We start from the raw sequence: 25,014 nt of genomic DNA on the forward strand, positions 1-25,014 counted from the left end.
ATGTCCCAGCACGAACTTGATGAGTTGTTCGATGAGGCCGTCTCGACCCCTTCGCCTGTCTCCCCCGATGACACGCCGGTTCTCCAACGCATTGAGACGCGCTCTCCTGCACTGGATGGCCTGCTCAATCAGCAGTTCAAAGGGCTGCACGACGATCTGTTGGTTTATGAACATAAGAAGGCCCAGGCACATCGTGTAGACGGCTCGATCATCGGCACGGGTGAAGCCGATTTCACCAAGGGCAATACGCTCTACCCCCTGAACTACAAGGGCAAACGCTTTCAGTTGATCGACGTGCCTGGTATTGAGGGTGACGAGGCCAAGTATGCGCATATGGTCCGCGAGGCCGTTGCCAAGGCGCATCTCGTTTTCTATGTAAACGGCACCAATAAAAAGCCTGAGAAAGCCACCGCAGAGAAAATTCGTTCTTATCTACGTTTGGGTACTCAGGTGTGCCCCTTGGTCAACGTGCGTGGTAATGCCGACGCCTACGAGTTCGAGGAAGACCGCGAGTCACTGACTGCGCACGGCGACTCCACCGCCGCCTTGCAACAGACCGAGGACGTACTGCGCTCGGTACTGGGCAGCAAAGTTTTACAGACAGGCCACTACGTGCAGGGCTTGCTGGCATTTTCGTCGTTGGCGAGCGATGCGCAAACTGGGCGTACCACAATCGACCCCGCCCGTAGCCAAGACCTGGTGATTCAGCAGCGCAATTATCAGAAGCACTTCGCCTCGTCGAAAGAGATGTATGAATTCAGCCAGATCAAGTCCGTCGCCAAGGTGCTGCATACCAAGCTCGCGACGTTCCGAGAGGACATGATCGAAAGCAACAAGACCAAGGTGTACGAATTGCTGGTTGAAAACATTTCGACCTTGCAAGCGTTGCACGCAACCCATGAAGCCTTCGTTGCCAGGACTGAGCCGGAATTCGAGAAGTGCCGCGAAGCGATCAAGGCGGCCCGGGAGCGATTCGAACGGCTGGTCGTTGCGGGAAGGCGGAATCTTTGGGATAGCCTTTTCAACGACCTCAAGGAAGATGCCGACGATATCGTCGAAAAGAACTTCGGTGAAAACGACGTTATTTCCACCCAGATCAATCGTGCTTTCAAGCGTGGGCAGAATGAGCTCAAGGAAAAACTCCAGGAGCAGTTCGAAGCCTACCTAAATGATTTGGGGCAGGACCTGCATCAAGCCATCCAGCGTCTGATGGAGGACGTTGCACGGGTAGAGTTCGAGCAGCTTCTCTATGACGCCGAATCCCTGAATATCAACTACAAAACACCTGACTTGGACCTTGGCTTCGAACTGGGTGACTACGGGTGGATGGCCTTCAACATAGGCTCCTACGCATTGGCTGGTGCAGGCATCGGCACCGCGTTTCCGGTGATCGGCAACCTGATCGGCGCCGTTGCTGGCGCTGTGGTGGGCATCTTTGTGAGTGTGTTGAGCATCTTTACCAGCAAGGAAAAACGCATTCGAAAAGCACAGGGGCAAGTTCAGGAGAAGATCGATGACGCATGCACCGAAGCCCGTAACGCCTTGAAGGAAGAACGCAAAACGCTGTTTACCCCTGTTCGCAAGCACATTGACGAAACCGTATTGCCCCGCGTGCAGCAGCTTGAGGAGTCGCTCAAGCGCCCTCTGGACGTCATCGAGCAGCAGATCGCGCGGATGACCCTTATTAAAGAGCAGTTGGAGAACATGCCGTATGGAACAATTCAATCAGTTCAAAGTTGAGAAGCAGGCTGCGCTCAAGGGGCTGGAGCAACTGCGTGCGGTGCTCGACGAGTTGGGGGAGATGGGCGTCGACGTCGGTAGCGAGTTGAACAAGATCGACTCGGCAGTACAAGCCGTCGAGTCCGATGTGCTGCGCATCGCCTTACTGGGTGCCTTTTCCGACGGCAAGACAAGCGTTATTGCCGCTTGGCTGGGCAAGATCATGGCCGACATGAACATCAATATGGACGAGTCCTCTGATCGCTTGGCAATTTATTCTCCAGAGGGGCTGCCGGAGAAGTGCGAAATCGTCGACACCCCCGGCCTGTTCGGCGACAAGGAAAAAAGTGTCGACGGCGAGCAGGTCATGTATGAAGACCTGACCAAACGCTACATCTCCGAGGCGCACCTGATTCTGTATGTCGTGGACGCTACCAACCCACTCAAGGAAAGCCACAACGACATCGTCAAGTGGGTGCTGCGGGACTTGAACAAGCTGTCTTCGACCATTTTCGTGATCAACAAGATGGACGAAGTGACTGACCTCACCGAGCAAGTACTGTTCGATGCTCAGGCCACGATCAAGAAGGACAACCTCAAAGGCAAACTGCAGCGTGCAGCCAACCTGAGCCCGGATGAACTGGCCAAGGTGAATATCGTCTGCCTGGCCTCCAACCCGAATGGACGCGGCCTGCCGTTCTGGTTTGGCAAGCCAGAGCACTATGAAAGCCGCTCGCGCATCAACGACCTCAAAGCCATGACCACGCAAGTGTTGCGGCACAATGTGCCTGCGGTGCTGATTGCAAAGACGGGCATGGATGTAGTGCGAGATGTCGTCGGCCAGCATGTGGTGCGCGCCGAAGAACAGTTGGAGCGGCTCAAGGCTTTTGCCGATCAGAATGCCGAAGAATCGGCACGTATCACCCAAGACATTGAATCGGGTCGTCGTGAAGTCAAACGCCTGGCCGGTGAGCTGTTCGAAGAGCTTCAGAACCTTGAGAAAGGCATGCTGGGCAAGTTACGTCCGCTTGGCTTGGAAAACATTCGTGAATTCCTTGAGGACGAGCTGGGTTACACCGAGGATGGCGTAGGTTTCAAGTTGAACCTAAAAATCAAGGGCGCAATTGACCGCTCCTTCGACCAGTCTTCCAAAGTAACCAGCCGCATCTCTCAGGATATTGGCCGTCAGCTCAACTCCAGCGAGAGCTTCCTCAATGCCATGGGTGACAGTGCATTGAAGTCGATGGGCGGGGCTGCCAAGGGCATTGCCAGCCTGAGCCCAGACATCATCAAGGGGGCGGTGTTTGCAGCCCGCGATGCGCTCAGTGCAGTGACTGGCGTGGCGATCAAATTCAAGCCTTGGCAAGCGACCAAAATCGCCGGCGCCATTTCAAAGTGGGCAGGCCCTGCAGGCGCTGCAATCACACTTACCTCGGACCTGCTCAACGCCTATAAAGCGCATGAACTGGAACAGGAGTTGAAGAACGCCAAGGAGTCGATTGCCGAGATGATCAAAAGCGCCTTCAAGGATATCTACGACATCATTTCTGACGACGAAAAGCTGTTGGACTTCTTCGCTCCGCAGCTCAAGGCGTTTGAGAAGATTGTCGAGACGGTGGAAGAGCGCTCGCGCTTCATCAGTGCCAACCAAGCCAAGCTGCAAACCGTGAAAGCCAAGCTGAATGCCCTGACATCATCGCCTGCGCGGCTTGAGGCAACTGCATGAAAAAGCTCGGCAAGGAGTAGTGCCAGTCAGTTGAGCCAAATTGGGCTGCCCTGCAGACCTTAGCGAACAAACCTGCTCCTACAAGATTGCGCAGTACCTGTAGGAGCAGGTTTGCCCGCGAAGGGCCGCAAAGCGGCCTAACGGTATCTGGCGCACATCTTCACTTCCTGAACCCGCGCTCACTCCCCCAATGAACCCGCGCAAAAAATACTATTGCCACTGCTGGCACCAACGCCGAGTAGCCAGGTTTCAGTGCGGTCTTGAAGTTGGTCGCCCAGCGGCCTTTCATCTGCTTGCCTAGCAATCCGGGTAACGCCGACAGCATGTTCCAGCTTGCCAGTTGCGTGATGTTGAGCGTCCCGCCGGTGACTGTCAGCGATTGGGAGGTTTCCACCTGAGGAGCAGGGGCTGAAGCCTTGACGTAGGAGGCCAGGGTCAATCGCTCAGCCAGTGCGTCGACGTGGCTGAAATAGGTGTCCGCAGGCATGGCCTTCACTGCGGCAATAGGCGAACTGCTGAAGGCATGGCCTTCCGGGAACGCGTTGTCGAACACTTGCCGAACCAACAGCGCCTCTAACTCCACGACGGCGCCGCAACGTTGTCGGTCATTGCCCAAGTCGAAGTGCTCCACCAGCATGTCCAGCAGCGCGGCGTAGGCAATGCCCCGGCCCCGCAAGAAATTCACCATGCAGTGGCCACCCAGGTGCTGCATTTCTCGGATGAAGGAGTGCAGCGGCTGTTGCTCGTCGATGCTGATCCAACTGCTGGTTTTGAGGTGTTTGATGCCTTGGGCCAGTACCTCTTGCGGGACGCGCTGGAGCAGGCCATACAGCAGGACGTCGTTGAGCACCGGGTCTTGCAACTGGGTCTGGCCGAGTTGTTGGCCGTTGAAGCCGGAAAACTGCGTGCGCATGAGCACGTCGTGCAGTTTCGGCCAGTAATCCAGGTGGCCGAACTTGGTCATTTCAACGTTATCGAAGGGCTTAACTTCATGCCGCCCCAGGCACTTTTCATCGGCATTGAGCAGCAACACACCGTCTGACTTGGAGTAGGCGTTAATTACACGTTCTGCGGTGCCGTTCAACGCCTGCGCTTCATCCGCCGACACTTCCACAGCCGCAGCCATCAACAGCACGTCATTGATGACCAAGTCGCACGCATCCCGGTTTTGGGCCAGTTTGCGCAGCGCGCTGATCACCACTCGTCCGCCCAAAGAGTGGCCGACAAGGTTTACGTGGGTGACGTAGGGGTAGTGCTCCAGCAGGTAGTCCCCCAGCTCATCGAGCAGGGCTTCGCCAACGAGATTCGCGCGTTTGCGGGACATCGCGAAATGCACCGCCCTGTCCCCAGCAAACGCCGCCAGCGTTGCTGCGGGGTGCAGGCGCGAGGCGCCGAAGATGACATTGCGCGAAAGCTTGCTGATTGAACCGAAGTGGCTGGATTCCCAGAACATCAGCAGGTTTATATCGGTATTCAGGGCCTGCGGAATCTGGCTGACCAGCAGTGCCCGGTCGGTGAAGTTGTGGCCCGCGGAGTAACCGTGGATAAACACGTTGGCGGTGGTGGTAGTGCTGTTGAAGGATTGGGTGGTGAAACTGAAGTGTTGGGGTTTCAAGGGCGAGAGCTCCGTGCGAGGGCGCGATCCACAGAGGCTTAGCATGTCAGGCTGGGTGGCAAACTGCCAGCGTATCCTCTCGTCTACATTGCAGCGGGAGTTGTCCAGTCCAGTGGATACAGAAATAGTTTTTGTGCTGTTTTTCTGTGCAATTCGCAGGTTTAGATTGGTGCATCGATACTCCTCTCAACGCCGATTGGACTTTCAAAAATAAGTAATGAACTGTCAGGAAAAGTGGCCCTGGTTACGGATCTGGATAATCTGAAATAACCGCATATTCATATGAACTTTCTATGTTTTTGGCAGTTAGGTTTTACCTGTGGAGTACAGACTGGGATACTGATTTTGTATTTCGGTGCAGTGAAAGCAATGGTGCGCAGAGGTTTATCTCCAAATATTAAACGGATTTGTGAGCGGCGCTCGACCTCCACACCCATAAACTTGCTTTCTAGGTTCGCGATGCTCACCAGCATGATCTTCTTGCTAAGGCTGGCGGCGAAGGCTTTAGTCGTCAGTATCCTGCCGATACCTGGTGGGCCATGAAGTTCAGGATCGTGCCCTGCCAGTTGGGCCCACTGCGGCAAAGCCTCACTCGAAGTAGACTGTCTGATAATGCTCGATGTTGGCGACCGCTCTTCCAGTTGTTGCAATAGCGCGCACGACATCTCGACGTCACGTTTCATGGTGAGGCGGCGTCACGCAGCGAAACTCTGCCTTGAGCTGGTACGGCTTAGCTGGAGAGCGGCTCGGCCACCCCTTCCAGGGAGTGCAGGCGGGTTTTGCTGCGCAGGGGTCATTCGACGATATCGGTCAAAACATTTTCTGGGTTAGCCACGGTGTGTAAAGAAGAGCTGTTTACTGGCTCGATGTGCATCACACCTTTAGTATTGAATTGATGCGTGTAATGGGTGCGGAAGAACCGCTCCATCTCCACCAGGTAGTAATGGCGCTGGAGGTAATCGACGACCTCTGAGTTGGCATCTGGTTTGGCGAACGACAGGTCCTTCTTCGCCCAGCCCAGTGCCGTAAGGCCATCTGAGTCAATGGCTGTGACCTCTGCACCAGCGCTCAGGAGTGCCTTCGCCAGCGTGAGATGGCCCGCGCGGCTACGTACATGAGCGCCGCGCGCGGCGTACATCAGTGCAGTCCTACCTTTGGCATCGGTGAAATCCACCGTTGGTTGCAGGCGGGAAACGACGGCACCGTGGGGGTGCTTGCCGCGGATATCGGCCAAATAGATCAGGGGCGTCTGGTGCCGCTCGTTGAGTACGTCGTCTGGTACGAAACGCAGCAGCGCTTCGCAGGCCTCTAGATCGCCCGCTGCCGCCGCGAGATGCAAAGGCGTATTACCGTTCTCGTATGCTTCCGCGTCGCTCAAGATGTAGCGCTGCTCTTGCAGATACTCGCCCAGATCCTCCTTGTCGCCAGACTCGCACGCCGTTTTGAATGCTCGGGTGTTGAGTTGCTGTGCGCTGTAGTGTTTCGGCGCTCTCTGCCCGAAGTAGCCGTCCTGGTCGATGGAGAGCGAGGAGGGATCGTATGCTGCGGGGCTCTGATCTCGGTCCTGCCAATGGTGCAGGTCATTCCAGGTCCAGGCTTTGCCGTCCTGCCAGTGACAAATCGGACGCCAATCATCGTTGGCCTCGATGATGACATGGCCTTTGACTCTCAGCGGCGTCCCGATCCATTGGCTGAGATGATCAGCCAGTTGGCGCAAGAATCCATGTGGGAGTTTACTGCTGCCTGCAAGGTGAAGCTCGGGGCTGCTGCCCACGCCTGTATCCCAGTTATCTTTCATCCAGAGAGTTGCGGGGCGTTGCTGCGGTGTTTTGTATGCCCACAACTCGGCGAACTCCCCGATAAATTTGGAGAAATTGGCTTGAGTCTGGGGGAAATGGCCCGCAGGTCGACGGCCAGGTAAGCCACGGCCGCTTTTGGTGTCCGTACGATCGTGCTGTAAGGCTGACTCATGATGGTGACTTATCCCTGTCTTGATTGCCGCGGCGACGTCAGGGCCAGCGCTGCGGTTGGCCGGCGTGAAGGTAGAGATTGAGGAGCTCTAGGGACGTGTGAATGATTCGCACCTTGTTTGGTGTCGACGGGTGAACGATAACCTTTAGTGGCGAAATGATGTTGGGTTATTTTGTTGGGGAGAATGGATCGTTAATACGGTGGCAGCGGGCTGGTTTGATGAGGTGCTGGGCTCATATATGATCGAGATCGGATATTGCTAGGGTCATGCGGGCTCAAGTCGAAGCGTTATCGAGCTTTTTCATGACCTCGGTTGCGCCTGTTTGACACTCAAAAAACTGGAGTACGTCTGTGAGTGATGTGCAAGGAAAGCTGTTCAAAGTCTGGTTGACCGATACCGGAAAAACACCGAATACCGCCAGTAGCTACCGTTCTGGCCTCAATACCATCAGCAACCACTTGGGGCGCCAAGTGCTTCTGATTACGGATGTGGATGAGCTGACGACTCTCTACGGGCAATACGGCCCAGGTGGTGAATTTGCGCAGATTGGTGCGAGCAACAGCAACAACGTGCAGAACGGACTAAAGCAGTGGCTTGAGTACCAGCGGCAGATCGCGCGAGGTGCAATTGAGGGCTATGCAGATCAGCGTGTGATTCAACTTCTGGACAAAGGTACCGCTGAGGAGCAGGCGTGGGTCTGGAGGCTGCTCAAGTGCTTCCGTGAACACTATCCTCAGGCCGACCACTGGACAGTGAATATTACCCCTGCGGATATTCGAATTGGTGTGCGTGAGCAAAACAGTTTGAAAGGGAAGCCCGCATTCACTCTTTACTGGTACGGGGGTGAAATTTGCTGTTCAGTTCGCGGAGTCGCAGATCATCGGGCGCTGATGGACGCGCAGGAGGAAGGCTGGGAAATCAGTGCGCAACGCTGTCCCACTCAAGCCGATGTAGAGGCTTGGATCAGCACCGTCGACAAGGTACTTGAGAACCGGCAATTACCATTGAAGGGGAGTGGGTTGGTACCTAGTGATTATGGCCAGGCTGAACCAGAAGGTCCGGAGGCTGCTATCGACTTGTCGGCAACCAAGCCCCCGCTCAATCAAATATTGTTCGGCCCGCCCGGTACCGGCAAAACGTACGCCACCATCAACCAGGCATTGGCAATTCTCGCGCCCGAGTTCCTGGCGCAGAACACCGGCAATTCTCCTGAAGCTCGCCAGCGGTTGAAAGCCGAGTTCGAGCGCTTTGCTTCTGCGGGGCGCGTGCGATTCGTGACCTTCCATCAGAGCTTCAGCTATGAAGATTTCGTCGAGGGCATCCGCGCGGACTCAGACAGTGAAACGGGACAGTTGCGCTACCCCATAGAGGCGGGTGTATTCAAGCGTATCTGTGACGATGCCAAGACGCAGCCGGTTGCAGACTTGGGGGTTCGCTCCAATGCCGCTATCTGGAAAATTTCTATCGATGGCTCGGGCATGTCACCCAGCAAAAACTATTGCCTGATGCATGGCGAGGCCCGCATTGGATGGGGCCACTGCGGGGACTTGAGAGAAAACTACGAAGCCAATGACTATTACCAGGGCCTAGGCTCAGGTGATAAAGGCACGCTCCACTACTTCGCTGAGCAAATGGCAGTGGGGGATATTCTGTTATGTATCCAGTCGGCTGAGAAGGTCGGCGCCATTGGCGTAGTAACCAGCGAGTATCGGTATGAAGCCGATGTGCCTGCTGGGGTGAACCCTCACTATCAGCATGTGCGTTCAGTGCGTTGGCTTTATCGGGGTATCAACCTGTCCATTCTGCCCATCAACGATGGCCGTCAGTTCACGTTGAAAACCGTCTATGCAATGAACCGCTTCACCTGGGCAGACTTGCTGACCTATCTGCAGCACGAGGGTATTAAAGCCGTCGAACCCTCAGTACCCTCCTCGCCAGCGGACACGCCTTATGTGCTCATCATCGACGAGATCAACCGGGGCAATGTGTCGCGTATCTTCGGCGAGCTGATCACACTGATAGAGCCTTCCAAGCGCGATGGTGCGGATGAAGCGCTCAGCCTACAACTACCCTATTCGAAAAAGCCGTTCACCGTGCCTCAGAACGTGCACCTCATCGGCACCATGAATACCGCAGACCGTTCGCTGGCCGGGCTCGACATCGCGTTGCGTCGGCGCTTTGTATTCAGAGAAATGTTGCCAGAGCCGCATTTACTGGATGGTGCTACGGTCGAGGGGGTGAACATTGGCCAATTGTTGAGGGTGATGAACCAACGTATCGAAGTGCTGCTTGATCGCGAGCACTGCCTGGGGCACGCCTACTTTATGCCGTTGCTGAACGGTGGCACGCTGGCGCAGTTGGAGCTGATTTTCCGCAACCAAGTACTGCCGCTGTTGCAGGAATACTTCTTCGAAGATTGGCAACGCATCCAATGGGTATTGAACGACCACCGTAAACCCGCTACTGATTGTTTCGTGCTGCGCGAAACGCAGAATTTGCTGGCGCTATTTGGCGACAAAGTACCTGCGCAAGACCAGGTGTGGCGTATCAACCCGTTGGCTTTCAGTCGGCCCACGGCCTATGCCGGAGTGATCAGTGCCCTTGTCAGCACTCAGGATGCCATTAATCCGGAGGAGCAAACGGCGTGAGTACGAACGTTATCGTTCGGGAGTACGCCAGGCTAACCACGGCGCCGGTGCCGCCGGGCAACCTGGATTGTGCGCATATCTCGGGAACGGCGTTCGACTGGCTGTGCGACCTCAGTGCGAACTTCAACCGCGCTGGCGCGACCCTGTTGCAGGTCGAGGGCCGGCAGTCGCTAAAATGGGACAGCTATGTGGGAGTTATTGAAACTCCCTGCGGCACACGTCTTGAAATACTGCCCAAGCATTTTGAACAAGGTGACTGTGTGCTCAAGAGCCGCACGCTGTTACGAAAGTTGATTCAAGCGGCGCTGTTTTTAAAGCCACGACAGGTATCAGTTACGGCGCTGGAATTGTTCGAAGCACCGCTCACTGAATGGGTGATGGGACAGTATCTGAATGAGCTGGATGCCTTAGTAAAACGCGGTATTCGATTCGACTACACACGCGTTGAGGAGGAGCGACCCTTTTTGCGTGGCCAGCTCAATGTAGTGGCCCAGCTCCGCCAGCCCCCGGGCCGGCAGCACCAGTTTCAAGTGCGTCATGATGTCTACCTGCTGGACCGTGCGGAAAACCGGTTGCTGAAACTCGCGCTGGAACAGGTCGCCAAAGTAACCCAACTGCCTGCCAACTGGCGTCTCGCCAATGAGCTGCGCGCCTTGTTAGCAGAGATACCTGCCAGCCGGCACGTCGCACAGGATTTCCGCCTGTGGAGCCGTGATCGCCTGATGGCACATTACGGCGCCATCAGGCCCTGGTGCGAGCTGGTATTGAACCAGCAGATGCCGGTTGCGGTGCAGGGTGCTTGGCAAGGGGTAAGCTTGCTTTTCCCGATGGAGCGGTTGTTCGAGAACTATGTGCAGCAGTCACTTGGCAAGCAGTTAATGCCGGGTGTTGAGCTCACAGCTCAGACCTCGCAAGCGGACCTCTGCCGCCATGGCAACAGAGGGATATTCCGGTTGAAGCCGGACTTGCTCATTGATACTGCCGAGCAACGCTGGGTGTTGGACACTAAGTGGAAACGCATTGATCAACGCAATGCTGAGCAGAACTACAACCTGAGCCAAAGTGATTTTTACCAACTGTTCGCGTACGGCCATAAATACCGTAACGGCGGAAGTGTGCCGAGACTGGTACTGATTTATCCATACTGGGCTGGTTTGCAGCGGGCGTTGCCAGTGTTTGATTACGGGGAGGGGCTGCAGTTGTGGGCGCTGCCGTTTGATTTGGAAGCAGGGTGCTTGGTAGATGCGGAGGTAGCGAGTATGCCGCTGGTGGGGAGAGCGCTTGGTGCGGTTAGGGGATAGCGTTGCTGGCTGCGGTTGCACGGATGAACATCAGGTGGCGATGCAGCGTCATTACCAAAGGTGTTTTGCTGCTGATTAGGGCCGCCCTTTTCAGGTCAGCCCTTTTTTCGAAATGTACTATCCGTCCAAGATACGTAAGCGAATGGCAAACACACCTTCCTTACTCAAAAATTAAGGGCGATGCTGTCCGCCTAATTTCGATCGGACGCGATAGCCCTTAATGCGCCAGCGAAGCTCTTACCCAAGACCCTTCAAAGCCCAGGTCGTCCAGGAGTGCCTGCATCCCGGCGCAACCATTGCTAGCGTTGCTATCAGCCATGGCATCAATGCTAACGTCATCCGTAAGTGGCTACCGCTTTACCGGGATCAGCCACCCGCAGCGTTCCCGGCTGAGCCTAGCGCTTAAACCTGCTCTATCTGTTTACCTGTATGAACAGCCAACATGGACGTCGCCAGCCATTTTGCTTGGGGTGTGGCTATTTGGCATCATCCGCAAGGCGGCCTGAATGATGCGTGAAGAGTTCCTGCTACCTCTCGAAGCGAGTCTTTCAACCCATGGTGGGCAGCGGCCTCGTCGTGATTTGTTGATAGGTTGAAGGATACGTCGGCGATTTAATGGTCGCTTGCTGAATTTGGCTATTCGCTCATGCTTATTCCTGCTTAACCCGTATAAATAGGTTAACATCGGTGTTTTTTTCAGGCAAATTCGATGACTGACCGTTGGCTGAGCGTCGATGAGATTGCAGAACACTTGGGTGTCAGCAAAGACACCGTTTACTCATGGATTTCCAAACGCAGCATGCCTGCACACAAGGTGGGTCGTTTGTGGAAGTTCCAGAGGTGCGATGTAGACGCTTGGGTCAAAGGCGGTGGGGCGAACGACGATGTGACACGAGAGCCAGCATGAGCACTCAACGCTACCGTCTGTCGTTTACAACAGGTGGCCTATTTCTACAGGAAGCCCCGCTGGTTGCTGAGCGTTACCTATCGCTGCGCGACTGGTCGCAGACCCGTACAGATGTACGTAATGGCAACCTCCTGCAGGCGCGTACAGCCAGCGCTGCTAAGCGCATTAGCATCGAGTTGTTCGGGCGACTTGTACTACTTGACGTCGAAGAGCTAGAGGCTCTGGTCGAAGGTAGCCGGCGCGCGCGCAGTTACTTGCTCTGGTCGGCGGTCTGTCGCCGTTATGGCTTCATCCGCGATTTCGCCATTGAGGTACTGCGCGAATACTACCTCAACCGACGTCACCAGATCATGACTGTTGACTACGAGGCTTTCTACAACGCTAAGGCACTTTGGCACAAGGAGCTGGACGAGATTGCAGTCTCCACCCAAAAGCGTCTGCGCCATGGTGTATTTCAGATGCTGCGCGAGGCTGATCTGCTCTCCGAACAAGGTCAGATCCAGCCTGCGCTGCTTAGCCCGTATCTAGCCCGGCTGATAGCCAAGCATGGGCGTGAGCATCTGTTGGTTTTTCCTGCCACGGATAGCGAAATTCAGAGGTGGCTTCAATGAGCCGGAAAATCAGCCAGCAGCCGCTGGCCACACGCTACGAGCACCTGCTGGGCGTTATCAGCAGCCGGCGCTTTCTAGAGATGAAAGGGCTGAACAACGATCTGCCCTTTTACATCTGCGAGTTCAAGGCTGCCGAAGCGGTGGAGATGGGGCGAGTGCGTCGACAGCTGGTAACGCGGTTGGCGAACATGAGCATCCCCTGCCTCCAGGGCCGAGGCATCCAGGTTCTGGAAATCAACCTGTATGACTTGTCCATTGAGCTGCTCAAGGCCCGGGAGGGCAGCAGTGAGGAAGGCAGCCTCTGGGATGACCTCCTTGCCATTGAGCAAGAGTCAGAGAAAGAGCAGCTGTTGGAAACTCTGCAGAACGTTTTGGGCATTGAGGAGTATCTGATCCCCGCTATTGGTGAGCGGCTGGTAGCTGCTGAGTACGACGTTTTATTCCTCTCTGGGATTGGTGAGGTGTTCCCCTATATCCGTTCACACAACGTGCTAAACAACCTGCAGAGCACTGCCAAGTCCAAGCCTACGATCATGTTCTTCCCCGGCGAGTACCGGTACTCGCTGGAACAGGGGGCTTCGCTGGAACTGTTTGGCTTGCTGCATGACGACAAGTACTACCGCGCATTCAACATTTTCGAGACTCAGGCCTGAGGAGCAGTAGATGGAACTCAACGGCATTTTCCTGAACCCCGTCAGCCGTCCTATTGAAGGGGTGATCAAGGCTGATGATGAAGCCAGCCTGTACAACGAGCTGAACGAGTATGTGCTGACCGACGAGGTCGCCAAGCGCCTGGAGCACTTCCTTGATGCTTACACCGACTATCACGGTGCCAACGGCGTATGGGTGTCTGGCTTCTTCGGGTCGGGTAAATCTCACTTGTTGAAGATGCTGGCGCTTCTGTTGGAAAACCGCCGCATCGATGGCTCTTCTGCCCTGGATATCTTCCAGCCCAAGATCCACGAGGACGATGCACTGCTGCGCAGTAAGCTCAAGCAGGCCGTTGCCATTCCTTCGAAGAGCATTCTGTTCAACATCGACCAGAAGGCCGACATCATCAGCAAGACGCAAATCGACGCCTTGTTGTCGGTCTTCGTGAAGGTCTTCAACGAGATGTGCGGCTACTTCGGCAAGCAGGGCTATATTGCCCAGTTCGAGCGTGATCTCGACAGTCGCGAACAGTTCCACGCCTTCAAGGACGCCTACCAGAGCATTGCCAAAAAGCCCTGGGAGCGCGGTCGCGAGCAGGCCTTACTGGAGTCCGGCAACATTGCCAAGGCCTATGCGCAGATCACCGGTGAAGATCCGACTCTGGCCAAGGGAATCCTCGACAAATACCGAACTCAGTACAGCGTCTCCATCGAGGACTTCGGTAACCAGGTCAAAGCCTGGCTAGACAAACAGCCGGCCAATTTTCGCCTGAATTTCTTCGTCGATGAGGTAGGCCAATACATCGCCGAAAACACCAAACTGATGACCAACCTGCAGACAGTCGCCGAAAGTTTGGCGACTAAGTGTCAAGGGAGGGCTTGGATCATCATCACCGCCCAGGAGGATATGAACTCCGTGCTCGGTGACATGAGCAAGCAGCAGAGTAACGACTTCACCAAGATTCAGGCTCGCTTTGCTAACCGTCTCAAGCTCACCAGCGCTGACGTGGCTGAGGTGATCCAGAAGCGTCTGCTGGCCAAGAACGATAGCGGTGTAGATCAGCTGAAAACCGTCTACGACCAGCAGTTCAACAACTTCAAGACCCTGTTCGAGTTCGCCGATGGTGGCCAGCATTACCAGAACTTCCGAGATCTGGAGCATTTCACCTACTGCTATCCGTTTGTGCCGTATCAGTTCCCGCTGTTCCAGTCGGCCATCCGCGGCATTTCTTTGCACAACGGCTTTGAAGGTAAGGCCAACTCGGTGGGTGAGCGCTCCATGCTCGGTGTCTTCCGCGAGGTGGCCATCGCCATTGATAACGAGCCGGTTGGGCAGCTGGCCACCTTTGATCGAATGTTTGAAGGCATTCGTGGCGCGCTGAAAAGTGCGATCCAGAGTGCGATCAACACTGCTGAGCATCACCTGGGTGATGAGTACGCTGTTCGTGTCCTCAAGGCTCTGTTCCTGGTCAAGTACGTCAAGGAGTTCAAGGCCACCCTGCGCAATCTCGGTGTGTTGATGCTGGAGCGTTTTGGCGAGGACGTGCCCGCCCAGCGCAAGAAGCTGGAAGCTGCACTCAACCTGCTTGAGCAGCAGACCTACATCCAGCGCAACGGCGATTTATATGAGTACCTCACGGACGAAGAGAAGGACATTGAGGAGGAGATCAAAAACACTGAGGTGGAGTCTGCGGACATCCTCAAGGAGTTGGAGGTCCTACTGTTTGATGGGGCAATCAAGCAGCGGAAGATCCGCTACGAGAACGGCCAGGATTACTCCTATACCCGCAAGATGGATGATCGGGTGCTCAGTCGGGAGCATGAGCTCACTATCCACGTCGTAACACCGCTCAGCGACAATTTCGACAATCTCACCGTGCAGCGCATGCAAAGCATGGGGCGTGATGAGCTGCGTGTCGTGTTGCCTGCCGATGCGCGTTTCATGCAAGACCTGACCATGTACAAGCGCACTGAGACGTACATTCGTCAGAACAGCAGCACTCAACAGGAGGCTGTCAAACGAATCCTCGACTCCAAGAGCTTCCAGAATACCGAGCGCCTTGCAGATATCCAGGAGCGTGCCAAGCACCTGTTGGCGGGTGCTCAGCTGATCATCAATGCTGCCGATATTGAAGCACCCAGTACCGATGGCCAGACACGAATTCTGAAAGGCTTCTATCAGCTCATCCAAATTACCTATCCGAACCTGCGCATGTTACGTGATGTGCCGTTCAGCGAGGCTGATATTGGCAAGTACTTGCGCCAGGGCCAGGAAGGGCTGCTGGGCAACGATGCTACCAGCCTGAGTGAGCCCGAACAGGAGCTATTGGCTTTTATTCAGACCAACGCTCGCAGTGGCGTTCGCACAACGGTCAAAAGCTTGCTGGAGCGCTTTGAGCGCAAGAGTTACGGCTGGTACTACGCCGCAATTCTCTGCAACCTCGCCCTGCTTTGCGCGCGAGGAAAGGTAGAGGTGCGTCAGGACAGCAATCCCCTGGAAGGGGATCTGCTGGAGCGCAGCCTGCGCAATACCAATGCCCATGCCACTTTAGTATTGGAACCGCAGATTGAGTTCAGCGCTTCCCAGGTGCGTGCGCTGAAGGATTTCTTCGCGGACTTCTTTGACCAGCCGGCCGGCAGCAATGAAGCCCGCGCTCTGGCGCGTGAAACTATAGACGCCATCAAGGAGCTGGAAATCGATCTGGCTGAATTGCACGGTCAGAAGGTGCAGTATCCCTTCCTCATTGCCTTGGACGGTGTGCTGGCGACCCTCAAGGAAATAGCTGCCAAGAATCCAGCATGGTTCCTGACGGAGCTCTCCCGCGCAGAAGATGCGCTGCTAGAGGCCAAGGAGCAGGTCATCGACCCAGTGCAGCGCTTTATGAAAAGCCCGCAGAAAGAGATCTATGATCAGGCGCGTCTGCTTGTACAGGAACAGCGAGATAATTTTGCCTACGTCGGCTCGGCTGAGGTTGACGTAATTCGAGCGGTACTCGCAGATGCAAAGCCCTGGCAAGGCAATCAACTTCAACAAGCTCGGCAGCAATTGGAGGCACTTCAGCTGGCCATTGCCAACCAACTGGCCAGCGAACAAAAAGCCAGTGAGGAGTTGCTAGATGAGCTAGAGCAACGCCTGCAAGGTGCTGAGGGTTACGAAGCCCTCGACGCGGGGCAGAAACAGCAGCTCTTAGCCCCTTTCGCACAGTCTAAGCAGCAGCTGAAAGGGCAGAAGCTCATTGCGGTCATTCGTGACCAGCGCAATCGTTTCGAGGACGAACAATACCCTCAGCTGTTGCTCAAGCTCGATCAGTTGGCGCGCCCGAAACCGGCCTCCTCGAAGCCGCCTGCGCAATATAACCGACCCGCGAGCGGTGACAAGCCAGGGGCTGACACGCCTGAACAGCCGAAGCTTGAAGTGGCGGAGCCTCGCATAGTGCAGTCCCGTCAAATAAAAGTCGGGTACGCAAAGCCCTGGTTGACCAGTGAAGCCGAGCTGGATGATTACCTGCAGAAGCAACGCGAGGCTTGGCTGAGGGAAATCCACGCCGGCAACCGGGTGCAGATTTGACACTGAATAAATACAACTGGCCTGCCCGATGCGAGGCTAAGTCTTTGGTCGTTCGGTTGAATGGCTGAGTGGGGGATTGATGGATACCAGCAAACTCAAGAAATTTGCCCAATATGCACGTCGCATCTTGCTTGATCAGGTGAGCGGCAAGTTGGATGTGGTACTGGCACCGCAAAGTGCTGCACGCCGTGAGCGAGCCCAGGTAGTGGCTGAGCTGGAAAAAGTGATTAGCAGCTCCGGTCGCGAGCATGTGGAAGAGCGGGTTGCCTACATCTGGTTCAACCGCTTCTGTGCCTTGCGCTTCATGGACGTAAACCGCTACACCCGCATTGGCGTGGTGTCACCGGCTGAGGGCCAGTTCCAGCCCGAGATCCTGGCTGAAGCCAAGATGGGGCATATTGACGAAGAGATGGTACCGAGCCAGGTTCGTCAGAAGATCCTGGATCTTCTAGCGGGGCGCGCACCTAGCAACGACGCTCAGGGCGAAGCCTACCGTCTGCTGCTTGTTGCAGCGTGCAACGCTTGGTACCAGGCAATGCCCTTTCTGTTCGAACGCATTGATGACTACACCGAGCTGCTGATGCCCGACGACTTACTTTCGGGCAATTCCATCCTGGCCTACACGCGCGAGGCCATGACGCCGGACGCTTGCGAAGACGTGGAAGTCATCGGCTGGCTGTACCAGTTCTACATCTCCGAGAAGAAGGACGCCGTCTTCGAGGGGTTGAAGAAGAACCAGAAGATCACCCCGGAGAACATCCCCGCCGCCACTCAGCTGTTCACCCCGCACTGGATCGTGCGTTACCTAGTGGACAACTCTCTGGGTCGTCTCTGGCTGCTCAACCGTCCTAACTCCCGGCTAGTTGAGCAGATGGACTACTACATCCCACCGGAGAAGCCAGAGGGTGATTTCCTCAAGATCACCGGCCCCGAGGACATCAAGGTCTGCGACCCTGCGTGTGGCTCCGGCCACATGCTCACCTACGCCTTTGACCTGTTATATGCGATGTACGAAGAGGAGGGCTTTGATCCGGCTGAGATCCCCGAGAAGATTCTCACCCACAACCTATTTGGCGTCGAGCTGGATGAGCGTGCAGGAGAGCTAGCTGCCTTTTCGCTCACCATGAAAGCCCGCACCCGCCAGCGGCGCTTCTTCAATAAAGGCGTCAAGCCCAATATCTGCATGCTGGAGAAGGTGAGCTTCAGCCGCGAAGAGCTGGACGAGTACATTGGCTTTGTCGGGCGTGACTTATTCACCTACGGCCTGCGCGAAACGCTGGAACAGTTCAGCGAAGCCGACAACTTCGGTTCGTTGATTGTGCCCAAGGTTGCTAATGTGGCCGATGTGCTGGACACGCTGGAGAGCAAGGACATGAGCAATAACCTGTTCCTGGCCGAGACACATAAAAAAGTGCTGATCGTTCTGCGCATGGCTGACGCCTTGAGTCCGCGCTACGCGGTGGTCGTAGCCAACCCACCTTATATGGGGGGCAAGGGGATGAATCCGCGCTTGAGCACTTGGGCTAAAGAGAATTTCCCGAGCAGCAAATCTGACCTGTTTGCGATGTTCATCGAACGCAACCTAGATCTGGCGGTGAAGGGCGGAGCTGTCGCCATGATCACCATGCAGAGCTGGATGTTCCTTTCCTCATTCGAGTCCCTGCGCAGTCGTATTCTGACTCAGCATACCATCCTCTCCATGGCGCATTTGGGGACACGGGCCTTCGATAGCATCGGTGGTGAGGTTGTTTCGACTACGGCCTTTGTGCTGGAAAATGCTCACAAGCCCGATTACCGGGGCGCTTACATGCGCCTGGTGGATGGCAATTCGGAATCGGAAAAGATGGAAATGATGGCCAAGGCCATCGTTCAAGGTAGGGTCGCATGATCGCCAATCTGCAGCTCAAGAACTTCACTGCCTTCACCGATCTGACCATTGACTTCTCGCCAGGCATCAACATCGTGCTTGGTGAGAACGGCACCGGCAAGACCCAGTTGCTCAAGGCCGTACTGGCGCTGAGCGCTCTAGAAGCCCGAGGAGAGCAGGCCGATGAGCAACTGGCCCGCAAGCTGTGTCGGCTCTACCACCCGCTCAGAGGGCAAGTGGGCGAGCTGCGTCGTGCTGGCACCCGAGGGAAGTCTGTACTCAAAAGCACCTTCGCAATGGAGCAAGTGATTACAGCCAAGTTCTATGGCAAGGACACCGTAGCCAATGTCACTGCTCCTATCGGGGGGGCGCCGGCCCCCGCCATCTTCATCCCGACCAAGGAGGTGCTGTCGCTGGTGCGTGGCCTGACGGCCGAGCAGCCCGACCTGCCCACCATCGAGCGCATCTTCGACGATGGCTACCTGGACCTGGCACGCCAGCTGGTTAGGGAAGGCGCCAATGACCTGAACGTCAAGGTTCAGCTTGACCCGAAGTTCGCCAACATCGTGCCCCGCCTGGCCAACCTGATCGGTGGTCAGTACCTGCTGGAAAACGGCCGCTTCGTGTTCGAGCCGGGCCGCTACGAAGAGAAGGACGCCGCCACGCGCAGCAAAGCGCAGCACGCGCAGATGTACCAGGACAGCACCGAGTGGAAGTTCGTGCCCGGCAGCAAACACCGCCTTTCCAGTGGCATGACGGCCGAGGGCTTCCGTAAGATCGGCGTTCTGCAGCGCCTGCTCAGCAACGGCAGTCTCAACCCCGGCACCTCCGGCCCACTGCTGTGGGATGAGCCCGAATCCAACCTTAACCCCAAGCTGATGAAGGATCTGGTGCTGGCCCTGCTGGAGCTGGCCCGCAACGGCCAGCAAATCATCCTCGCCACGCACGACTACGTGCTGCTCAAGTGGTTCGACCTGCTGATGGACAAGGGCAAAGGGGATCACGTGATCTTCCATCGTCTGTATCGCGAAGCTGGTAGTGACGACATTCTGCGAGAAAGCCAAGCGGACTACAGCATTGTCGGTCGCAGCGCTATCAGCAACACCTTCGCTGAGCTTTACGACGAAGACGTCAAGCGCGCATTGGGAGGCGAGTGATGCCGGCATACCGCGCTGAAGAAACCGCTGAGCTGCTGTTCGATTTCCCTGATGGATTGAGCTGGAGTGAGCTGGACAAACAAGGTGTCAAGCTGCCTGTGCGAATGAAGTTCGTCGACCTAGTGATCGAGCGCGATAAGGACATTCTCCTAGTCGAGATCAAAGATCCATCGCACTCGCGAAGCCAGGACAAGGACCGCAATGCATATCTGAAGCGGTTGGCTGACAACTCAGTCCTGTCACAGGAGCTAACACCCAAGGCACGTGACTCCTACCTCTATCTTCACTTGATGGAGCGCGACAGCAAGCCCTTCAAATATGTGGTGCTGCTCGGCCTGGATGCATTTGACCCAGATCTCCAGAAGGCACTCATGTTCGGTTTTAAGGACCGTCTGCTGTCAGATATCCGGGAGGAATCCTTCGAGGCCTGGAAACGTCAGCACATTGCAGACTGTATGGTGCTCTCGGTTGACTCATGGAATCATCAGTTTCCTGAGTGGCCATTGCGTCGTGAAGCGCCCATGGCTCGGCTCGTTCCGGAGGCGGCTATTCAGTGATCATTCTGCAAGATCTCGGCTTAGCCTATCGCAAAGCCAAGGTAGACCTGTACTAATCGGCCCATGCCTCGCTGGACGCGATTGCGGACTATGCGAGCGTGATGTGCTGCGAGTTACGGGCGGTTTGACCCGTTATTGCGTAGTCGGCGAAATTGACGTGCACGCGCTGCGCCAGTTCCAGGGCAGCCATCGCTCACCGGCCAAACCGTTCAAACCGGTGCCGGATGGATTTGAAATTGACTTTGGCCGCAAGGTATTGCCGGCGGGAGAGAAAGAGTGAGTGAGAGCCATAACAACAGTCACGAGCAGGGCATGGAGAAGTATTTTTTTCGGGCTTCTGCTGCAGACTTCAAGAAAATTCCAGGGGGGCCAGTCGCCTACTGGCTTAGCGACTTCGTATTGAAGGCATTCAACGAAGGCGAACCACTGCGCGCGTATTCAAAGGGCTCGACGGGCCTTCAGACTAGTGATAGTGCCACCTTCGTTCGATACGTTCATGAACCTTCCGCTTCATCTATCGGGGAGAAGTGGTTCCGTTTCGCCAAAGGTGGAGGATTCAGAAAATGGTTCGGCAACGTTGAGCATCTTGTCAACTGGGAGGATGATGGTCGTGAAATCAAGACTTACGTTGCAGACAAGTATCCATACCTAAAAGGCAATTACGCATTAGTAGTTAAAAATGAAAGTACATATTTTCAGGCAGGGCTGCTTACATCTCGCGTCACGTCTGGCAATCTTTCTTTCAGAGTGAAGGAAGTCGCCGAAATCTATGCAGATGCATGCACGGCAATATTCCCTAGCGATCCTGAATTTTTTCTATGTCTTCTTTCAACCAAGTTGCTTGGTATAATTCAAAGCTTGAATCCGACATTGAACTTCCAGGCAGGTGATATTGAAAAGTTTCCAATTCTTGAATCGGCTTTGGCGTTGGCAGATCGGTCAATAGCAAAGTCGTGCATCGCAATTTCCCGAACAGATTGGGACTCATCAGAAAGTTCTTGGGACTTCACCAGTCTCCCACTGTTACAACCCGACTATCGCCAGCCAACGCTCAAGGGCACCTATCAGAAACTGCGCACTTACTGGCGAGAGATGGTGCTGGAAATGCAGCGCCTGGAGGAAGAAAACAACCGTATCTTCATTGACGCTTACGGCCTGCAAGACGAGCTGAAGCCCGAAGTTCGGTTAAACGAGATCACGCTCACTTGCAACCCCCATTACCGCTACGCTGGCAACAAGACCGAAGAAGAGCTGGAAGCCCTGTTGCTGGCTGACACCATGCGCGAGCTGGTGAGCTACGCCGTGGGCTGCATGTTCGGCCGCTACAGCTTGGAGAGGGCGGGACTGGTTCTGGCCAATCAGGGCGAGACGCTGGCTGACTATCTAGCCCAGGTGCCACAGCCTAGCTTCCCTGCCGATGACGACAATGTGATCCCGCTGCTCGACGGTGACTGGTTCCCGGACGACGTTACCCTGCGTTTCCGCCAGTTTCTGCGCGTGGCGTTTGGTGATGTGCATTATGAGGACAACCTCGCCTTTATCGAACAAGCGCTTAATGCTAAGGGCAAGCGCAACTACAGCCTGCGCGATTACTTCCTCGGCGAGTTCTATGCTGATCATGTGAAACGCTACAAGAAGCGTCCTATCTACTGGCTGTTCAGCAGTCCGAAGGGCACCTTCAGCGCGCTGGTCTATCTGCATCGTTACCGCCCGGACACCGTCAGCGTGGTGCTCAGCTACCTGCGTGATTTTCGCAAGAAGCTCGCTTCGCGTCTGGACTATTTGCAGCAGGTGGCCATCAGCAGCTCTGCCAGCCCGAGCGAAAAGACCAAGGCCATCAAGGAGGCTGAAGTCGTCAAGAAGCAGTTGCTGGAGCTGGACGACTACGAGCGCGACACGCTCTATCCGTTGGCTACCGAGCAGCGTGAGCTGGATCTGGACGATGGCGTCAAGGTCAACTACCTCAAATTGGGGGGGGCGCTGAAGAAGATCGTCGGGCTGGACGCCAAGGGCGAGGACTGAGGTGCAGGAGAGAAAGATGCTTATTCAATCGATACGGCTTACCAATTTCCTCAGCTTTGGCGAGTCTACCGCAGCGGTAGCGCTGGAGTCGCTGAACGTGATCATAGGGCCTAATGGTTCGCCGTGGGCGAGGCGTTTCGTTGAGACTTTACAGGCGAGGATGGCTCAACGATGAGCAACTCCAAGATCACCCAGGCGCTGACCAACCTGTTCGAGAAACAGCGGATTGTCTTCTGGTACGACAATCGCCTGGAGTTCCGTGCGGATTTCGAATCGCTAGAGCTGCCGGGTATAGAGAAAATCGAGCTGGCCAACAACGAGTTCGGTGTTAAGTACCGAGTCTTGCGCGAACACCCCTTGCAGAAGTTTCTGCTATACCGCGAGGGTGCCGAGCCCGCCTATCTGGATAACTGGTTGCTCGATGTGCAACTGGCCAGCGGCAATACTTTCCGCACGGACCAGCTTGCCTTGTGGCTGGCTGAGCTGGAGTTGGGGCCGGACTGCTATCCGGTGCTGGAGGAGCATGCAGCCTTCTTCACCGCGGCCAAGCGGCGTGAGCAGTTGCATAAGCTGCTGCAGCCAGGCGACTCGCAGAGCATGCTACGTTTCAAGATGCTTGCTGTCTGCGCTGGCGCAAAGGGTGAGCCGCGACTGGATGTGATTGTTGAGGAGCTGCTGGCTGAGCTCGCCAATGCTGAAAGTGCGTGCATCAAGCTCATCGAAACAAGCGGCCTGGGCAGCTTCCTCTGGGAGCAGATGAAGCGCGCCTACGGCTATGTGTCGGACCAGCCGGGATTGCACGATTTCGTGATCGAGCTGTTCAAGGCCTGCTTCATGATGGGCACGGACCCTGAGTACAAGGCGCGCTTGTCAGCCGAGTCGCTGGTTTTTCTCAGACGCTGGAAAGACAGTCGTTCACATGAGAGCAGCTTCGAGCTGCTCTCTGCTCAGTGTGCAGAGGTACTACAGATTGGTGACAAGCTACATAAGCTTGATTACCGGATACTCCTGGAGCTCGACTACTTCGAGCTGATCGACCGCAAGATCCTCAGTGAACTGGTTCGCGCGACGGTAGCCCGAACTGCGACTGCTGCCGATGTGGAGCAGTCTGTTCGTCTGCGACGCCAGAGTCATTGGTTCCACCATTTCGAGGATGTCTATCTGGCGCTGGACCATGCCGCGCAGTTTCTGCAGACACTGGATGCAGCAAAGCTGGAAATGACCTCCTTGTCAGATGGCGTGGAGAAATATGCGAAGAGCTGGTATCGGCTGGATCAGCTGTACCGAAAGTTCGTCCATCACGCGCGCAAGTCTGGCCAGGCCTCCTTGCTGGAGGAGCTCAGCGCTCAGATCGAAAACCAGTACACCAACAACTATCTGGCTCGTCTCAATGGTCGTTGGCAGCAGTTTGTGGACTCTGCTCCGAGCTGGACGGCTGCTCCGATCATGCTGCAGCGGAATTTCTTCAGTCGCTGCGTAAAGCCCTTCCTTGAGCGAAAGACTAAGGTCTGCGTGCTGATCTCGGATGCCTTCCGTTATGAAGTAGGTGAAGAGCTGCAGAGCCTGATTCGCCGTGAAGACCGCTTTGAGGCCGAGCTGGAGCCGGCGCTTTCCATGTTGCCGAGTTACACGCAGTTGGGGATGGCTGCGCTGCTACCTAACCAGGCACTGCTGCTGGCTGAAAACGACAGCGGCGATGCGATAGTGGATGGTCAGAGCGCTCAGGGCTCGACCAATCGCGGCAAGATTCTTGCTGCTGCGGTGCCTAGTTCTGCTGTTGTGTTGGCCAAAGACCTGCTGGCTATGAATCAGGCGGATTCACGGGCGCTGCTGCGGGATCACGATGTGGTTTACGTTTACCACAACCTGATCGACAAGACTGGCGATACGCGAGATACCGAGGAGCGGGTGTTTGCCGCGGCAGAAGAGACATTGTCCGAGCTTGTCCGCCTGGTGAAGAAGCTGACCAACGCCAATGCCAGCAACCTTTTGGTCACCGCAGACCATGGTTTCATCTACCAGCATCGACCGCTGGAAGAGAGCGACTTTCTCAGCAATGTGCCGGATGGTGATGAGGTGCTCTATCGCGACCGGCGTTTCGTCATTGGGCGTGGTCTGCGTAGTCAAGCAGGTTTCCGGACATTCACCCCTGAACAGTTGGGGCTGGAAGGATCGCTGGATGTACAGATCCCTAAGTCGATCAACCGCTTGCGTCTCAAAGGTTCTGGCAGCCGGTTCGTGCATGGTGGTGCCACGTTGCAAGAGGTGGTGATCCCGGTTGTGCGCATCAACAAAAAGCGCCAGAGCGATGTTGGAAGTGTGGAAGTCGAGTTTATCGGAGGCGGGAGCAGAAGCATCACGACTGGCCAATTGGCTGTTGTGCTGTATCAGTCCGAAGCGGTCACCGAGAAGAAACAAGCTCGCCGGTTGCGTGCTGGGCTGTACACCTTGGACAGTGAGTTAATCTCCGACTCGCATGAACTGACGTTCGATTTCGCGTCCGAAAATCCGCGTGAGCGAGAGCTATCGGTGCGCTTCATCCTGAGCCGTAAAGCTGATGCAGCAAACAACCAGCAGGTTGAGCTGCGACTCGAAGAGCAGATTGAAGGCACCTCACATGTCACCCAGTACAAGGCCGCTCGGTATACGATTCGTCGTTCATTCACCAGTGAATTCGATTTTTAGGCGGGAGCC

At 55.6% G+C, this 25,014-nt stretch carries 18 protein-coding genes; 15 read left to right on the forward strand and 3 right to left on the reverse strand.

Features of this window, described 5'->3' with window-relative positions:
- Entirely contained in the window at positions 1-1,740 is a 1,740-nt protein-coding gene (locus tag V9L13_RS24470; RefSeq protein WP_338800758.1) for a hypothetical protein, read from the forward strand.
- Positions 1,712-3,445 carry a LeoA/HP0731 family dynamin-like GTPase gene (locus tag V9L13_RS24475; protein ID WP_338800759.1) on the forward strand — a complete coding sequence of 578 codons (1,734 nt, stop codon included), beginning with the start codon at positions 1,712-1,714 and terminating at the stop codon, positions 3,443-3,445. The genes V9L13_RS24470 and V9L13_RS24475 overlap by 29 nt, the downstream gene beginning before the upstream one ends.
- 160 nt (positions 3,446-3,605) lie before the next feature.
- Here V9L13_RS24475 and V9L13_RS24480 read toward each other — a convergent pair whose 3' ends face one another.
- From V9L13_RS24480 to V9L13_RS24490, 3 genes are all read right to left on the reverse strand, one after another.
- Complete coding sequence (locus V9L13_RS24480; protein WP_338800760.1) at positions 3,606-5,060, reverse strand: DUF726 domain-containing protein; 1,455 nt, start codon at positions 5,058-5,060, stop codon at positions 3,606-3,608.
- A 278-nt stretch (positions 5,061-5,338) separates the two neighbouring features.
- Positions 5,339-5,743 carry a hypothetical protein gene (locus V9L13_RS24485; RefSeq protein ID WP_338800761.1) on the reverse strand — a complete coding sequence of 135 codons (405 nt, stop codon included), beginning with the start codon at positions 5,741-5,743 and terminating at the stop codon, positions 5,339-5,341.
- Between the two features lie 110 nt (positions 5,744-5,853).
- Positions 5,854-6,858, reverse strand: a complete 1,005-nt coding sequence (locus tag V9L13_RS24490) for an ankyrin repeat domain-containing protein (RefSeq protein ID WP_338800762.1) — start codon at positions 6,856-6,858, stop codon at positions 5,854-5,856.
- Positions 6,859-7,382: 524 nt separating this feature from the next.
- On the opposite strand from V9L13_RS24490, the gene V9L13_RS24495 reads away from it, so the two are divergent.
- The 13 genes from V9L13_RS24495 (at position 7,383) to pglZ (ending at position 25,005) form a co-directional block, all read left to right on the forward strand.
- Positions 7,383-9,680: an AAA family ATPase gene (locus tag V9L13_RS24495; protein ID WP_338800763.1), complete on the forward strand. Its 2,298-nt coding sequence runs from the start codon at positions 7,383-7,385 to the stop codon at positions 9,678-9,680.
- On the forward strand, positions 9,677-10,981 hold the full coding sequence (locus V9L13_RS24500) for an McrC family protein (RefSeq protein ID WP_338800764.1): 1,305 nt from the start codon (positions 9,677-9,679) through the stop codon (positions 10,979-10,981). The genes V9L13_RS24495 and V9L13_RS24500 overlap by 4 nt, the downstream gene beginning before the upstream one ends.
- Before the next feature lie 220 nt (positions 10,982-11,201).
- Positions 11,202-11,387 carry a transposase gene (locus V9L13_RS24505; protein WP_338800765.1) on the forward strand — a complete coding sequence of 62 codons (186 nt, stop codon included), beginning with the start codon at positions 11,202-11,204 and terminating at the stop codon, positions 11,385-11,387.
- A 303-nt stretch (positions 11,388-11,690) separates the two neighbouring features.
- On the forward strand, positions 11,691-11,888 hold the full coding sequence (locus V9L13_RS24510) for a helix-turn-helix domain-containing protein (protein WP_338800766.1): 198 nt from the start codon (positions 11,691-11,693) through the stop codon (positions 11,886-11,888).
- Positions 11,885-12,499, forward strand: a complete 615-nt coding sequence (locus tag V9L13_RS24515; RefSeq protein WP_338800767.1) for a DUF1819 family protein — start codon at positions 11,885-11,887, stop codon at positions 12,497-12,499. Before V9L13_RS24510 ends, V9L13_RS24515 begins: the two co-directional genes overlap by 4 nt.
- Positions 12,496-13,152: a DUF1788 domain-containing protein gene (locus V9L13_RS24520; protein WP_338800768.1), complete on the forward strand. Its 657-nt coding sequence runs from the start codon at positions 12,496-12,498 to the stop codon at positions 13,150-13,152. The genes V9L13_RS24515 and V9L13_RS24520 overlap by 4 nt, the downstream gene beginning before the upstream one ends.
- Positions 13,153-13,162: 10 nt before the next feature.
- Positions 13,163-16,717: a BREX system P-loop protein BrxC gene (gene brxC, locus V9L13_RS24525; RefSeq protein WP_338800769.1), complete on the forward strand. Its 3,555-nt coding sequence runs from the start codon at positions 13,163-13,165 to the stop codon at positions 16,715-16,717.
- 79 nt (positions 16,718-16,796) lie between these two features.
- Complete coding sequence (pglX, locus tag V9L13_RS24530; protein WP_338800770.1) at positions 16,797-18,605, forward strand: BREX-1 system adenine-specific DNA-methyltransferase PglX; 1,809 nt, start codon at positions 16,797-16,799, stop codon at positions 18,603-18,605.
- Positions 18,602-19,741 (forward strand): AAA family ATPase, encoded by a 1,140-nt coding sequence (locus tag V9L13_RS24535; RefSeq protein WP_338800771.1) that lies wholly within the window; start codon positions 18,602-18,604, stop codon positions 19,739-19,741. Before pglX (V9L13_RS24530) ends, V9L13_RS24535 begins: the two co-directional genes overlap by 4 nt.
- Positions 19,741-20,298 carry a hypothetical protein gene (locus V9L13_RS24540; RefSeq protein WP_338800772.1) on the forward strand — a complete coding sequence of 186 codons (558 nt, stop codon included), beginning with the start codon at positions 19,741-19,743 and terminating at the stop codon, positions 20,296-20,298. The genes V9L13_RS24535 and V9L13_RS24540 overlap by 1 nt, the downstream gene beginning before the upstream one ends.
- 103 nt (positions 20,299-20,401) lie before the next feature.
- A complete protein-coding gene (locus V9L13_RS24545) occupies positions 20,402-20,578 on the forward strand; it encodes a hypothetical protein (RefSeq protein WP_338800773.1) in 177 nt (58 codons plus the stop codon).
- Positions 20,575-22,320 (forward strand): BREX-1 system adenine-specific DNA-methyltransferase PglX, encoded by a 1,746-nt coding sequence (gene pglX, locus V9L13_RS24550; protein WP_338800774.1) that lies wholly within the window; start codon positions 20,575-20,577, stop codon positions 22,318-22,320. The genes V9L13_RS24545 and pglX (V9L13_RS24550) overlap by 4 nt, the downstream gene beginning before the upstream one ends.
- Before the next feature lie 171 nt (positions 22,321-22,491).
- Complete coding sequence (gene pglZ, locus V9L13_RS24555) at positions 22,492-25,005, forward strand: BREX-1 system phosphatase PglZ type A (RefSeq protein ID WP_338800775.1); 2,514 nt, start codon at positions 22,492-22,494, stop codon at positions 25,003-25,005.
- The last annotated feature ends 9 nt before the right edge of the window (positions 25,006-25,014 follow it).

The sequence above is a fragment of the Pseudomonas sp. RSB 5.4 genome (assembly GCF_037126175.1).
GTDB classification, from domain to species: Bacteria; Pseudomonadota; Gammaproteobacteria; order Pseudomonadales; family Pseudomonadaceae; genus Aquipseudomonas; species Aquipseudomonas fluorescens_H.